The sequence below is a fragment of the Muribaculum gordoncarteri genome (genome assembly GCF_004803695.1).
Lineage (GTDB): Bacteria > Bacteroidota > Bacteroidia > Bacteroidales > Muribaculaceae > Muribaculum > Muribaculum gordoncarteri.
The window spans coordinates 334,459-349,508 of the sequence record NZ_CP039393.1; the positions used below are offsets into that span (position 1 = coordinate 334,459).

Annotated in this window: 12 protein-coding genes and 1 tRNA gene; 10 read left to right on the forward strand and 3 right to left on the reverse strand. The window is 49.7% G+C overall.

The window, feature by feature from the left end; translation table 11 throughout:
* Window positions 1–74: 74 nt before the first annotated feature.
* From tuf to rpoC, 10 genes are all read left to right on the forward strand, one after another.
* Complete coding sequence (gene tuf / locus E7746_RS01480; protein ID WP_123395280.1) at window positions 75–1,259, forward strand: elongation factor Tu; 1,185 nt, start codon at window positions 75–77, stop codon at window positions 1,257–1,259.
* 49 nt (window positions 1,260–1,308) lie between these two features.
* Window positions 1,309–1,381 (forward strand) — tRNA-Trp (locus E7746_RS01485).
* A 14-nt stretch (window positions 1,382–1,395) separates the two neighbouring features.
* Window positions 1,396–1,590, forward strand: coding sequence for a preprotein translocase subunit SecE (secE, locus tag E7746_RS15360; protein WP_123395281.1), 195 nt, complete (start codon window positions 1,396–1,398; stop codon window positions 1,588–1,590).
* 22 nt (window positions 1,591–1,612) lie between these two features.
* Complete coding sequence (nusG, locus tag E7746_RS01495) at window positions 1,613–2,173, forward strand: transcription termination/antitermination protein NusG (protein ID WP_123395282.1); 561 nt, start codon at window positions 1,613–1,615, stop codon at window positions 2,171–2,173.
* Between the two features lie 60 nt (window positions 2,174–2,233).
* A complete protein-coding gene (gene rplK, locus E7746_RS01500) occupies window positions 2,234–2,677 on the forward strand; it encodes a 50S ribosomal protein L11 (protein ID WP_135946554.1) in 444 nt (147 codons plus the stop codon).
* 15 nt (window positions 2,678–2,692) lie between these two features.
* Entirely contained in the window at window positions 2,693–3,388 is a 696-nt protein-coding gene (rplA, locus tag E7746_RS01505) for a 50S ribosomal protein L1 (protein ID WP_123395284.1), read from the forward strand.
* A 19-nt stretch (window positions 3,389–3,407) separates the two neighbouring features.
* Window positions 3,408–3,941 carry a 50S ribosomal protein L10 gene (gene rplJ / locus E7746_RS01510; RefSeq protein ID WP_136409621.1) on the forward strand — a complete coding sequence of 178 codons (534 nt, stop codon included), beginning with the start codon at window positions 3,408–3,410 and terminating at the stop codon, window positions 3,939–3,941.
* A gap of 80 nt (window positions 3,942–4,021) precedes the next feature.
* A complete protein-coding gene (rplL, locus tag E7746_RS01515; protein WP_123395286.1) occupies window positions 4,022–4,396 on the forward strand; it encodes a 50S ribosomal protein L7/L12 in 375 nt (124 codons plus the stop codon).
* A 106-nt stretch (window positions 4,397–4,502) separates the two neighbouring features.
* Window positions 4,503–8,315, forward strand: a complete 3,813-nt coding sequence (gene rpoB / locus E7746_RS01520; RefSeq protein ID WP_123395287.1) for a DNA-directed RNA polymerase subunit beta — start codon at window positions 4,503–4,505, stop codon at window positions 8,313–8,315.
* A gap of 32 nt (window positions 8,316–8,347) precedes the next feature.
* On the forward strand, window positions 8,348–12,637 hold the full coding sequence (rpoC, locus tag E7746_RS01525; RefSeq protein WP_123395288.1) for a DNA-directed RNA polymerase subunit beta': 4,290 nt from the start codon (window positions 8,348–8,350) through the stop codon (window positions 12,635–12,637).
* Window positions 12,638–12,714: 77 nt separating this feature from the next.
* Here the strand turns inward: rpoC and E7746_RS01530 are convergent, their stop codons facing one another.
* The 3 genes from E7746_RS01530 to E7746_RS01540 all read right to left on the reverse strand — a co-directional run bounded on the left by E7746_RS01530 (window position 12,715) and on the right by E7746_RS01540 (window position 14,999).
* A complete protein-coding gene (locus tag E7746_RS01530; RefSeq protein ID WP_123395289.1) occupies window positions 12,715–13,197 on the reverse strand; it encodes a thioredoxin family protein in 483 nt (160 codons plus the stop codon).
* Window positions 13,198–13,319: 122 nt separating this feature from the next.
* A complete protein-coding gene (locus tag E7746_RS01535; protein WP_135946557.1) occupies window positions 13,320–14,255 on the reverse strand; it encodes a malate dehydrogenase in 936 nt (311 codons plus the stop codon).
* A gap of 135 nt (window positions 14,256–14,390) precedes the next feature.
* Entirely contained in the window at window positions 14,391–14,999 is a 609-nt protein-coding gene (locus tag E7746_RS01540) for an L-threonylcarbamoyladenylate synthase (protein ID WP_123395291.1), read from the reverse strand.
* Window positions 15,000–15,050: the final 51 nt, after the last annotated feature.

Below are 15,050 nucleotides of genomic sequence, written 5' to 3' on the forward strand. Positions count from 1 at the left end.
GCCTCGGATGCGTATGCGCTTTCGCGGCAGCTTTATTGAAAGAAATATTATTCAACACAAAAATAACAAAAGTTATGGCTAAAGAAAAATTCGAAAGAACCAAACCGCATGTTAACATCGGTACAATCGGTCACGTTGACCACGGTAAGACTACTCTGACCGCAGCTATCACTAAGGTGCTCGCTGAAAAGGGTCTTTCCGAAGTCAAGTCATTCGACCAGATCGACAACGCCCCCGAGGAAAAGGAGCGTGGTATCACAATCAACACTTCGCACGTTGAGTATGAAACTGAGAATCGTCACTATGCTCACGTTGACTGCCCGGGACACGCCGACTATGTAAAGAACATGGTTACCGGTGCTGCTCAGATGGACGGTGCTATCATCGTAGTTGCTGCAACTGACGGTCCTATGCCCCAGACTCGTGAGCACATCCTGCTCGCTCGTCAGGTGAACGTTCCCCGTATCGTAGTATTCCTTAACAAGTGCGATATGGTTGACGACGAAGAGATGTTTGACCTCGTTGAGATGGAAATGCGTGACCTTCTTTCGTCTTACGAATATGACGGTGACAATACTCCTATCATCCGTGGCTCTGCTCTTGGTGCTCTTAACGGTGAGCCCCAGTGGGTAGAAAAGGTTATGGAACTTATGGCTGCTGTTGACGAATGGATTCCGCTGCCTCCCCGTGACATCGATAAGCCTTTCTTGATGCCTGTTGAGGATGTGTTCTCAATCACCGGCCGTGGTACAGTTGCTACCGGTCGTATCGAAACTGGTGTTGTTAAGGTAGGTGACGAAGTTCAGATTATGGGTCTTGGTGCTGACCTCAAGTCGGTTGTTACCGGTGTTGAGATGTTCCGCAAGCTCCTCGATCAGGGTGAAGCCGGTGACAACGTAGGTCTTCTTCTCCGTGGTATCGACAAGAAGGATATCAAGCGTGGTATGGTAATCTGCCACCCGGGAGTTGTTAAGCCCCACAGCAAGTTCAAGGCTCAGGTTTATATCCTGAAGAAAGAAGAAGGTGGCCGTCACACTCCGTTCCACAACCACTATCGTCCTCAGTTCTACATCCGTACACTCGATGTAACCGGTGAGATTACTCTTCCCGAAGGTGTAGAAATGGTAATGCCCGGTGACCACGTAACTATCAACGTTGAGCTCATCAACCCGGTAGCTTGCGACCTCGGTCTTCGTTTCGCAATCCGCGAAGGTGGCCGCACCGTAGGTTCAGGTCAGATCACTGAAATCCTTGACTAATTTAGGAAATAAAAACTCGGTTCTCGTGTAAAAGCGAGAACCGATATACACAGGACTAGCTCAGTCGGTAGAGCACCGGTCTCCAAAACCGGGTGTCGGGAGTTCGAGCCTCTCGTCCTGTGCAAAGACAGAAAAAATGAAGAAATTAAAACTACTTACCGATATACAGGAGTCTTATACCGAGCTTCGATATAGGACTTCTTGGCCTACAAAGAGTCAGCTAATCAAAAGCAGTGTTATCGTGCTGATAGCTTCCGTCATTATTGCATTGATAATACTTGTCATGGATCAGATTGTTGACCATTTAATGCACTTCATTTACGGACTTTAACGCTTAAAACGTAGTAGTACCTATGGCTGAGAGAAAAAAAGAATGGTATGTGCTTCGCGCAATATCAGGAAAGGAGGCTAAAGTCAAGGAGCTTCTTGATGCTGCAATCAAGAACACTGACTTGGGCAACTACGTATCGCAAGTGTTGATTCCCACCGAAAAAGTAGTGACTACACGTAATGGAAAAAGGGTTGTGAAAGAACGCAATCTTTATTCCGGTTATGTGTTTGTGGAGGCTGATCTTCAAGGCGAGGTGATGCACGAATTGCGCAACACCACCAATGTAATCGATTTCCTCGGCGGACGCGGAAAGGGCTCTCAGCCCGAACCTCTTCGTCACAGCGAGGTGATGAGAATGCTTGGCGCCGCCGACGAGATCAACGACTTGAACGATGACGGTTTCAACGACTTCATGGTCGGCGAGCATGTCAAGGTGACTTTTGGCCCGTTCAGCGGCTTCAACGGCGAAATCGTAGATTTGGACGCCGAGAAGCGCAAGCTCAAGGTCGAAGTCAAGATATTCGGTCGCAGCACTCCCTTGGAATTGGAGGCATCGCAAGTAGAGCGAGAATTGGCCAAATAGCGGTTACGAGCTTTTTGACCAAAATTCGCACGTTTAACCCAACAAAATTTGTATTAAGAAATGGCTAAAGAAATTGCTGGACAAATCAAATTGCAGATTAAAGGTGGAGCAGCAAATCCATCGCCCCCAGTAGGTCCCGCCTTGGGTTCTAAGGGCATCAACATCATGGAATTTTGCAAGCAATTCAACGCCCGCACCCAGGACAAGGCAGGCAAGGTGCTTCCGGTTGTAATTACTTACTACACCGACAAGAGCTTTGACTTCATTGTTAAGACTCCTCCTGTAGCTATTCAGCTCCTTGAGGCATCAAAGATCAAGAGCGGTTCAGCCGAACCCAATCGTAAGAAGGTGGCTGAAATCACTTGGGATCAGGTGAAGGCGATTGCTGAGGACAAAATGCCCGATTTGAACTGTTTTACTGTAGAATCGGCAATGCGTATGGTTGCCGGTACAGCCAGAAGTATGGGTATCACCGTTAAGGGAGCTTTCCCTGAAAATAACTAATAAACTTCAATTGACATGGGTAAACTTACTAAGAATCAAAAGTTGGCTTTACAGAAGATTGAAGCTGGGAAGGCTTACACATTAGCGGAGGCGGCTGAGAAGGTAAAGGAAGTTACTTTTACTAAATTCGATGCTTCGCTTGATATTGATGTACGTCTTGGCGTAGACCCTCGTAAGGCTAATCAAATGGTGCGTGGCGTGGTGACACTCCCTCACGGAACCGGCAAGAAGACTACTGTACTCGTGCTTTGCAACCCCGATGCGGAAACTGCCGCTAAGGCTGCCGGAGCCGACTATGTAGGTCTTGACGAATATATCGACAAGATCAAAGGTGGTTGGACTGATGTTGATGTAATCATTACTCAGCCCGCTATCATGGGTAAGATTGGTGCTCTCGGTCGCATCCTCGGTCCTCGTGGCTTGATGCCTAACCCCAAGAGCGGTACCGTTACCAATGATGTAGCAAAGGCTGTTGAGGAAGTGAAGAAGGGTAAAATCGACTTCAAGGTCGACAAGAACGGTATCGTTCACTCTTCAATCGGAAAGGTTTCTTTCACTCCCGAACAGATGAAGGACAACGCACGTGAGTTCATCAATACCTTGATCAAGCTTAAGCCTGCTACTGCAAAGGGCACCTATATTAAGAGTATTTATCTTTCAAGCACTATGAGTCCCGGCATCAAGGTTGACTCTAAGTCAATCGATGTTTAACATTTAAAGACTACGCAAAATGAGAAAGGAAGATAAAGACATTATTATTGCCCAAATTGCTGACACGGTTAAGAATTACAGCTGCTTCTACCTCGTGGAAACAGCCGGATTGAACGCTGAAAAGACCAGCGACCTCCGCCGTGCTTGCAACAAGGCCGACATTAAGCTTCTCGTCGTTAAGAATACGCTTCTTCACAAGGCTCTCGAGTCACTCGAAAACGCCGAAACGTATTCCGAACTCTATCCCAGCTTGAAGGGCTCAACATCGGTGATGTTCTCCAATGTTGGCAATGCTCCCGCAAAGCTCATCAAGGAAGTCTTGAAGAAGGACAAGGATGCTACACTCCCCCGTTTTAAGGCCGCTTACGTAGAAGAAACCGTTTACGTAGGTGCTGACCAGCTCGACACACTTGCAAACATCAAGAGCAAGAACGAACTTATTGCCGATGTTATCGCAATGCTCGAGGGCCCTGTACAGGGTGTTATCTCCGCGCTTGACGCCGGAACAACCATCCACGGACTTCTGGATGCTATTGAGGAAAAGAACGCATAATAAGCGTTTGACGCCTCAATAGACAAAACAATAAAAAAATAATAAATAGAAAAAACAATAACTTTTAAAATTTTAAGACGATGGCAGATATTAAAGCTATTGCTGAAGAATTAGTCAATTTGACCGTAAAGGAAGTAAGTGAACTCAAGGCTATCCTCAAGGATGAGTATGGTATCGAGCCCGCAGCTGCAGCTGTAGCAGTAGCAGCTCCCGCAGCCGGTGGCGCTGCTGAGGCTGAAGAGAAGTCCTCATTCGATGTTATCCTTAAGTCGGCCGGCGCAAGCAAGCTTGCAGTTGTTAAGCTTGTTAAGGAACTCACCGGACTTGGCTTGAAGGAAGCTAAGGAACTCGTTGACGGTGCTCCCAGCACAGTTAAGGAAGGTCTCGCCAAGGCTGACGCCGAAGGTCTGAAGAAGCAGTTGGAAGAAGCTGGCGCTGAAGTTGAACTTAAATAATATTGCCTGAACCTCAGGTAATTAGGTTAAGAATCATATCTTATAATGATTCTTAACCTTTTTGTGTTATATTTTAATTTGAGTTCCCTTAACGTTTTTATTTTAAATGTCAGTTTCATTAACAAAACCCCGTATCAATTTTGCATCGGTAAAGAATCCCCTTCCTTACCCTGATTTTCTCGAGGTTCAGCTGAAGTCATTCCAGGATTTCCTTCAGCTCGACACCCCTCCTGAAAAAAGAAATAATGAGGGACTTTATAAGGTGTTCGCCGAGAATTTCCCGATTGTGGACACTCGCAATAATTACGTACTTGAGTTTCTCGACTATTACATCGACCCCCCGCGCTACACAATCGAGGAGTGTCTTGAACGAGGACTCACCTACAGCGTGCCCCTCAAGGCTAAATTAAAATTATATTGTACTGACCCCGATCACGAAGATTTTGAACCTAAGATACAGGATGTATTCCTTGGGCCGATTCCTTATATGACGGCGCAGGGTACATTTGTAATCAATGGAGCTGAACGAGTTGTCGTGTCGCAGTTGCACCGTTCTCCCGGTGTGTTCTTCGGACAGAGCACTCATGCCAACGGCACTAAGCTCTATTCGGCACGAATAATCCCGTTCCGTGGGTCTTGGATTGAGTTTGCAACTGACATCAACAACGTGATGTACGCTTACATCGACCGTAAGAAGAAACTTCCCGTTACCACTCTCTTGCGTGCGATAGGTCTTGAAAGCGATAAGGACATCATCGAAATCTTCGGCCTTGCTGAAGAGATCAAGGTCAATAAGACCAATCTTAAGAAGGCAATCGGACGCAAGCTGGCTGCCCGTGTATTGAAGACATGGGTTGAGGACTTCGTTGACGAAGACACCGGCGAGGTTGTGTCGATAGAGCGCAACCAGGTCGTGATTGACCGCGAAACCGTGCTCGAGGAAGAGCACATCCAGGAGATAATTGATGCAGGTGCGCAGACCGTACTCCTCCACAAGGAAGACGCCAATACCAGCGACTATTCGATAATCTTCAACACTCTACAGAAAGATACAAGTAACTCCGAAAAGGAGGCTATTCAATATATCTACCGACAGCTGCGCAACGCGGAGCCGCCGGATGATGCGTCGGCCCGTGAGGTAATCACCAACCTTTTCTTCTCGGAAAAGCGTTATGACCTTGGCGAAGTGGGTCGTTACCGCATCAACAAGAAGCTCAATCTCGGTACTTCGATGGATGTGAAGGTCCTTACCAAGGAGGATATAATCGCCATCATAAAGTATCTCATCGAGCTTATCAACTCAAAGACCGATGTCGACGACATCGACCACTTGAGCAACCGTCGCGTGCGTACCGTAGGCGAGCAGCTCTACAACCAGTTTGGTGTGGGACTCGCTCGTATGTCGCGTACAATCCGCGAGCGCATGAATGTGCGTGACAATGAGGATTTCACTCCCATTGACCTTATCAATGCGAAGACAATCTCTTCTGTTATCAACACATTCTTCGGTACCAATGCACTTTCTCAGTTCATGGACCAGACCAACCCCCTTGCCGAAATGACCCACAAGCGCCGTATGTCGGCCCTTGGCCCCGGCGGTCTTTCGCGTGAGCGCGCAGGTTTTGAGGTTCGTGACGTTCACTACACCCACTATGGCCGTCTTTGTCCTATCGAAACGCCTGAAGGACCTAACATCGGTCTTATCTCGTCATTGTGTGTGTATGCTAAAATAAACGACCTCGGATTTATCGAAACTCCCTACCGCAAGGTTGAGAACTCCAAGGTCAACATCAACAACGATGAAGTCGTATATCTGACTGCCGAAGTCGAGGAGGGTCAGGTGATTGCCCAGGGCAATGCTCCTCTTAACGATGACGGTACGTTTGTTCGCGAGCGTGTTAAGGCTCGTCTTGACGCCGACTTCCCCATCGTAGCTCCGAGCGAGGTCAACCTGATGGATGTATCGCCCACTCAGATTGCTTCTATCGCAGCATCGCTCATCCCGTTCCTTGAACATGACGATGCCAACCGTGCGTTGATGGGATCTAACATGATGCGTCAGGCAGTGCCTCTGTTGCGTTCCGAAGCTCCTATCGTGGGCACTGGCCTCGAGGGACAGCTTATCCGCGACTCTCGTACTCAGATTACCGCCGAAGGCGACGGTGTCATCGAGTTTGTTGATGCTACAGTGATACGTATTCGCTATGACCGCACCGAGGATGAAGACTTTGTCGCATTCGAGGATTCGGTTAAGGAATACCACATACCAAAGTTCCGAAAGACCAACCAAAGCACCACCATCGACCTTCGTCCTATATGCGAGAAGGGTCAGCGTGTGACTCCGGGTCAGATTCTCACCGAAGGTTACTCGACCGAAAACGGTGAACTTGCTCTCGGCCGTAACCTGAAGGTGGCTTTCATGCCTTGGAAGGGTTACAACTACGAGGATGCTATCGTGCTTAATGAGCGCGTGGTTCGTGAGGATATCCTCACCTCGGTTCACGTTGACGAGTATTCGCTCGAAGTGCGTGAAACCAAGCGCGGTATGGAGGAACTTACAAGCGATATCCCCAATGTCAGCGAAGACGCTACCAAGGATCTCGACGAGCGCGGTATTATCCGTGTCGGCGCCCATGTAGCTCCCGGTGACATAATGATAGGTAAGATTACTCCTAAGGGAGAATCCGATCCCACACCTGAGGAGAAGTTGCTTCGCGCCATCTTCGGTGACAAGGCCGGTGATGTGAAGGATGCTTCTCTCAAGGCAACTCCCTCGTTGAAGGGTGTTGTAATCGGCACCAACCTCTTCTCTCGTGCCGCCAAGAAAAAGAAGACCAAGAGTGCCAACGCACAGCTTCCCAAGCTTGACGAAGAGTATGAGGAAAAGCAGGCCGAGCTGATGGACATTCTCGTCAACAAGCTCATGGTGCTCACCGAAGGCAAGACCTCGCAAGGGGTCAAGGACTTCCTCGGCGCCGATATTATCGCCAAGGGTGCCAAGTTTACACCTGCCGCTCTGAAGGGTATAAACTATGACACTGTCAACCTTTCAAAGTGGACTGCCGATGCTCACAAGAACGACATGATCCGTGCCACTATTGTGAACTATCTCCGCAAGTCAAAGGAGATCGATGCCGAGCTTCGTCGTAAGAAATTCGACATCTCGATCGGTGACGAGCTTCCCTCCGGAATCATGCAGATGGCTAAGGTATATGTTGCCAAGAAGCGTAAGATCAGCGTAGGTGATAAGATGGCCGGTCGTCACGGTAACAAGGGTATCGTGTCGCGTATCGTGCGTCAGGAGGATATGCCCTTCCTTGCCGACGGTACTCCGGTTGATATCGTGCTTAACCCTCTGGGTGTGCCTTCTCGTATGAACCTCGGTCAGATTTTTGAAACAGTTCTCGGTTGGTCGGGAGCTATTCTCGGCGATAAGTTTGCCACTCCTATTTTCGACGGTGCAAGCCTCGACGACCTTAACGAGTGGACCGACAAGGCCGGACTTCCCCGCTACGGAAAGACCTATCTTTACGATGGCGGCACCGGTGAGCGCTTCGACCAGCCTGCAACCGTAGGTGTCATCTACATGCTTAAGCTCGGCCACATGGTTGAGGACAAGATGCACGCACGTAGCATCGGTCCGTACTCGCTCATCACGCAGCAGCCTCTTGGAGGTAAGGCCCAGTTCGGTGGTCAGCGTTTCGGAGAAATGGAAGTTTGGGCGCTCGAGGCATTCGGCGCATCCCACATTCTCCAGGAGATTCTGACTATCAAGAGTGATGATGTAAACGGCCGTAGCAAGGCTTATGAGGCTATCGTCAAGGGCGAGCCCATGCCTCAGGCCGGAATCCCCGAGTCGCTTAACGTGCTTCTCCACGAGCTTCGCGGTCTTGGATTGAGCATCAACTTAGAGCAATAATTAATCACAGTAAAGAAAGGAAACACTAAAATATGGCTTTTAGAAAAGACAATAAATCAAAAACCGATTTCTCAAAGATTTCCATCGGACTTGCTTCGCCCGAGGAAATCCTTGAAAAGTCGAGCGGTGAAGTTCTCAAGCCCGAGACTATCAACTACCGCACCTACAAGCCCGAGCGTGACGGTCTGTTCTGCGAAAAGATATTCGGTCCGGTAAAGGACTATGAGTGTCATTGCGGAAAGTATAAGCGCATCCGTTACAAGGGCATTGTGTGCGACCGTTGTGGTGTCATGGTTACCGAGAAGAAAGTGCGCCGTGAACGCATGGGTCACATAAAGCTCGTCGTTCCCGTGGCTCACATCTGGTATTTCCGTTCGCTTCCCAACAAGATCGGTTATCTGCTCGGTCTTCCCTCAAAGAAGCTCGATGCTGTGATTTACTATGAGCGTTACGTGGTCATCCAGCCCGGACAGGCCGAAAACGTTCAGACACTCGACCTTCTCACCGAGGAGGAATACTTTGAAATCCTCGACAAGCTTCCTAAGGAAAATCAGTTGCTTGACGACACCGACCCCAATAAGTTCATCGCCAAGATGGGTGCCGAGGCAGTATATGACCTGCTCACTCGTCTTGACCTCGACTCGCTCTCTTACGAGCTCCGTCACCGTGCTAATACCGACGGTTCGCAGCAGCGTAAGACCGAGGCGTTGAAGCGTCTTCAGATTGTGGAGTCGTTCCGTGCGTCAAAGCACCGCAATAAGCCCGAATGGATGATTCTTCAGGCGGTTCCCGTGATTCCGCCCGAACTCCGTCCTCTCGTGCCCCTCGACGGCGGTCGTTTCGCTACCAGCGACCTTAACGACCTCTATCGTCGTGTGATCATCCGTAACAATCGTCTTAAGCGTCTTATCGAAATCAAGGCTCCCGAAGTCATCCTCCGCAATGAGAAGCGCATGCTTCAGGAGGCTGTTGACTCGCTGCTCGACAACTCTCGCAAGTCGTCGGCAGTTAAGACCGAGGCCAATCGACCCCTGAAGTCGCTCTCCGACTCTCTCAAGGGTAAGCAGGGCCGCTTCCGTCAGAATCTTCTCGGTAAGCGTGTCGACTACTCTGCACGTTCGGTAATCGTTGTTGGTCCCGAGCTTAAGATGCACGAGTGCGGTATTCCCAAGAATATGGCTGCCGAGCTTTACAAGCCCTTCATCATCCGCAAGCTCATCGAGCGTGGCATCGTGAAGACTGTGAAGTCGGCCAAAAAGATAGTTGACCGCAAGGAACCTGTCGTATGGGACATCCTTGAGCACGTTATGAAGGGTCACCCCGTTCTGCTCAACCGTGCCCCGACACTTCACCGTCTTGGTATCCAGGCATTCCAGCCCAAGATGATTGAAGGAAAGGCTATCCAGCTCCATCCGCTCGCATGTACGGCATTCAACGCCGACTTCGACGGAGACCAGATGGCTGTTCACTTGCCTCTTGGCAACGAGGCTGTGTTGGAAGCCCAGATGCTTATGCTCGGTGCTCACAACATCCTCAACCCCGCCAACGGTGCTCCTATCACAGTGCCTTCGCAGGACATGGTACTCGGTCTTTACTACATCACCAAGCTCCGCAAGGGCGACAAGGGTGAAGGCCTTAAGTTCTACGGTCCCGAAGAGGCTCAGATTGCTTACAATGAAGGCCGCGTGACTCTCCATGCTCCCGTTTCGGTAGTTGTGGACGATGTCGATGAAAATGGCAACCCCATCACTCATCTTGTTGAGAACACTTCAGTAGGCCGCGTGCTCGTAAACCAGTACGTGCCTAAGGAAATCGGTTATGTCAACCAGATTCTTTCCAAGAAGTCATTGCGCGACATCATCGGTAAGGTTATCAACACTTGCGGTGTGACCCGTTCGGCTCAGTTCCTTGACGACATCAAGAACCTCGGATACTACATGGCATTCAAGGGCGGATTGTCGTTCAACCTCGGTGATGTGCTCATCCCGCCGGAAAAGGAGCAGCTTGTAGCTGAAGGTAACGAGCAGGTTCAGGAAGTGATGAACAACTATTCGATGGGATTCATCACCAACAACGAGCGTTACAACCAGATAATCGATATATGGACGCATGTCAACTCTCGACTCACCGATACGCTTATGAAGCAGATGACAGCCGCCAACCAGGGCTTCAACTCTGTATTCATGATGCTTGACTCGGGTGCCCGTGGTTCTAAGGACCAGATTCGTCAGTTGGCCGGTATGCGTGGTCTTATGGCTAAGCCCCAGAAGGCAGGTGCCGAAGGAGGTCAGATTATCGAGAACCCGATTCTTGCCAACTTCAAGGAGGGCCTTTCAGTGCTTGAGTACTTCATCTCAACCCACGGTGCCCGTAAGGGTCTTGCCGATACCGCATTGAAGACCGCCGACGCAGGTTACCTTACCCGTCGTCTTGTCGATGTGGCTCATGATGTCATCATCCATGAGGAGGATTGCGGTACGCTCCGTGGTCTTGTATGCACCGAAATCAAGAACAACGAGGAAGTTGTGGCATCGCTCGGCGAGCGCATCCTCGGCCGTGTATCGGTTCACGACATCATCGACCCCATCTCGGGTGAGCTTATCGTTGCCTCGGGTGAGGAAATCGATGAAGTTGCTGCCAATCGCATCAACGAGTCGCCCATCGAGTCGGTTGAAATCCGCTCGGTACTTACCTGTGAGTCCAAGAAGGGTGTTTGCGCCAAGTGCTATGGACGCAACTTGTCCAACAACCGTCTTGTGCAGAAGGGTGAGGCTGTCGGCGTGATTGCCGCTCAGTCAATCGGTGAGCCGGGTACTCAGCTTACTCTTCGTACATTCCACGTCGGTGGTGTCGCTTCAAACATCGCTGCCGTATCTACTATAACCTCACGCTATGAAGGCGTGCTTGAAATCGAGGAACTCCGCACGGTTGAAACTGCTGAGAAGGGCGCCAACGGAAAGCCCGTACATGTAGTGATTGGCCGTCTTGCCGAGATGCGTATCATCGACCCCAACACCAAGATGATGCTCACCAACGCCAACATTCCTTACGGTTCTAAGCTTTACTTCGGCAATGGCGACACTGTCACCAAGGGCGATGTAATATGCGAATGGGACCCCTTCAACGCCGTCATCATTTCGGAAGTAGGTGGTAAAATTGAATTCCAGAATCTTGTCGAGAACGTTACATATCGTGTAGATTATGACGAGCAGACAGGACTTGAGGATAAGATAATAATCGAGTCAAAGGATCGTACACGCGTTCCCGAGGCCAACATCGTCGATGCCAACGGTCAGGTGATTAAGACCTATGCACTGCCTGTGGGCGCTCACCTCATGGTTGAGAACGGTGCCGATGTCGCTCCCGGCGAGGTATTCGTCAAGATTCCTCGTTCGGCCGGTAATGCCGGTGATATCACCGGTGGTCTGCCCCGTGTTACCGAGCTCTTTGAGGCACGTAACCCGTCCAACCCGGCTATCGTTTCGGAAATCGACGGTGAGGTTAAGTTTGGCAAGGTTAAGCGAGGCAACCGTGAAATATCGGTTACTTCCAAGCTTGGTGAAGTCAAGAAGTACCTCGTTCCGCTGTCGAAGCAGATTCTCGTTCAGGAGAACGACTATGTGCGCGCCGGAACTCCGCTCTCCGACGGTGCCATCACTCCTGCCGACATCCTCAACATCATGGGTCCCACTGCCGTTCAGGAATACATCGTCAACGAGGTTCAGGATGTATACCGCATGCAAGGTGTGAAGATCAACGATAAGCACTTTGAAGTAATCGTGCGTCAGATGATGCGCAAGGTCAACATCCTCGATCCGGGTGACACTTGCTTCCTTGAGCAGCAGGTTGTCGACAAGCGTGAGTTCATGGAAGAGAACGACCGCATCTGGGGTAAGAAAGTGGTTGTCGATGCCGGTGACAGCGAAAATGTAAAGCCCGGTCAGATTATCACAGCACGCAAGCTGCGTGACGAGAACTCAGCCCTCAAGCGTCGCGACCTCAAGACCGTGACTGTGCGTGAAGCTGTTCCTGCTACATCCGAGCAGATACTTCAGGGTATCACTCGCGCTGCATTGCAGACCTCAAGCTTCATGTCGGCTGCATCGTTCCAGGAAACCACCAAGGTGCTCAATGAAGCCGCTATCAACGGTAAGGTGGACACTCTTGAAGGTATGAAGGAGAACGTTATCTGCGGTCACTTGATTCCTGCCGGTACCGGACTTCGTGAATACGACAGCCTTGTTGTTGCCGGAAAGGACGATATCGACACAGTGTTTGACTCAGCCGATGTAATCGACATTGCTCACACTGAAGTTAAGTAAGCACTTTTGATAAAACTATACGAGAAAAGGCTGTCGCATTTGCGGCAGCCTTTTCTGTGTTTAGGATTGTACTTGGTTTATCTCGGCTCTATCTTGGGTGCCGACGGTGCAGGCATGATTGCCGCTACAGCGCCCTCAACCTCTTCCTCGGTCATGAAACCTATGTTGCGGTTGATAACGCCTTCCTTGTCGACAAAGAGGATTGTAGGCACCGATGTCACGCCATATTGCTCGGCCAGTTGCGGAGCCTTATCGATGTCTACATATATGAAGTTTACCTTGCCCTTGTACTTTTTTGCAAGCTTGTGGAATATGGGCTTGAACTGCTTGCAGGGCGGACACCATGTCGCCGAGAAGTCGACTACTACGGGCATAGGCTGTGCACCGCCGAACTCCAGAATGTCATTGGGCCCGAGTTCTATCGGGGCGCCTTCCGATTCGTTTACGGCTTCGGCTGTGGCCTCGGCCTCTTTCACCTCCTTGGATGTCGAGTTACCGCATCCTGTAATCATTGCTCCTGAAATCAAGATCGCTGCTGCTAAAAATGCTATCTTTTTCATTACTTATGAATTTATAAATTGAGTTAATCCTATATATATAAAGAACAAGGTGTCCCAATAAATTGAAACACCTTGCGGAGAAATAAGGTTCACGCCTCATTGGAGGTGTGCCGGAATTTGCATTAGAGTGACGATGCGAGAGCGCCGTTGGTCTTGCGCACTGCTGCTGCGCTCTTGGCGAAGAGAGCTTTCTCCTCTTCGTTAAGGTTGACATCGACAATCTTCTCGATACCGTTGCGGCCAAGCAAGCAGGGAACGCCTATGCAGATGTCGCTTTCGCCATATTCACCTTCTACGAGTGCCGAGCAGGGGATTACTCGCTTCTGGTCGTGGAGCACTGCTGCTACTACGGCTGCCGATGCTGCACCGGGTGCATACCATGCCGATGTGCCGAGAAGACCGGTAAGAGTGGCTCCGCCTACCATTGTGTCGGCTGCTACCTTGTCAAGCGTTTCCTTGTCAAGGAGTGTGCTTACAGGAATACCGCGATAAGTTGCGTAGCGGGTCAAGGGAATCATTGTAGTGTCACCGTGACCGCCTATTACCATACCTTCAACTTCGTTGGGGTTGGCTCCGAGTGCTACGCTGAGGAAGTATTTGAAACGTGAGCTGTCGAGTGCGCCGCCCATACCGATGATGCGGTTCTTGGGAAGACCTGAAGTCTTGTGGATAAGATAGGTCATTGTGTCCATGGGGTTGGATACGCACAAGATCACTGCATTGGGTGAATATTTGAGTACGTTGTCGGTAACTGACTTTACGATACCTGCGTTTACTCCGATGAGCTCTTCACGAGTCATGCCCGGCTTACGGGGTATACCTGATGTGATTACTACTACATCTGAACCTGCAGTCTTCTCATAGTCGTTGGTCACGCCTACCATGTGAGTGTTGATGGTAAGCAGATTGGCGGTCTGCATGATGTCCATCGTCTTACCTTCGGCAAGACCCTGCTTGATGTCGATGAGTACGACTTCGTCAGCTACGTTGTTAGTTACAAGAACATTAGCACAAGTGGCGCCTACGTTTCCTGCGCCTACTACGGTTACCTTTGACATAATTATCTTGATTTATTTGGTTAAAGTAATTGTCATTCGTTTTATATAATTTCCGGTAATACAAAATTAGTGAATAATTCGATAAGGACGAACTATTAACTTAAATTTATGTCGATTGTAAATTAAAATGTCTGATTAGAGCTCAATTTCGCCAAGGCCTTGTCTGATTATTTCAGGATTTGAGCTGTCGGTGATGTCTATAACGGTCGACGGCTCGGTGCCTCCTTCACCTCCGTCGATTACGATATCCACAGTGTCGGAGTATCGCATCGCTATGGACTCGGGATTGATTGCTTCATCCTCGGTGTCCCATTGTATGGAAGTGGTAAGCAATGGCGAGTCCATGCGCATGGCTATTTCTCGGGCTATGGCGTTGTCGGGGATTCTCACACCTACGGTCTTTCGTCCTTTGAACACTTTGGGAAGTGTAGTGGAAGCCGGAAGCAGGAAGGTGAAAGGGCCGGGCAGATTGTCCTTCATGATTCGGAATGCGCGATTGTCGATGCGGGCATATTCGGCCGATTGCGATATATCGTGACAGATAATCGACAGGTTGGTCTTGGCCGGATTTATTCCTTTTATGCGGCATATACGCTCAATAGCCTGATTGTTGAGCGCATTGCAGCCTATCGCATATAGCGAGTCGGTGGGGTATATTATAATACCGCCGTCGCGAAGGGTGTTGATCACGAGCTCCATGTATTTTTCATTGATGCTCGTCGGATACATTGGAAGGATTGTCATGTCTATGTCCGGTTATGCCAGCACCCCCATAGTGCTGACAAAGGCAAATTT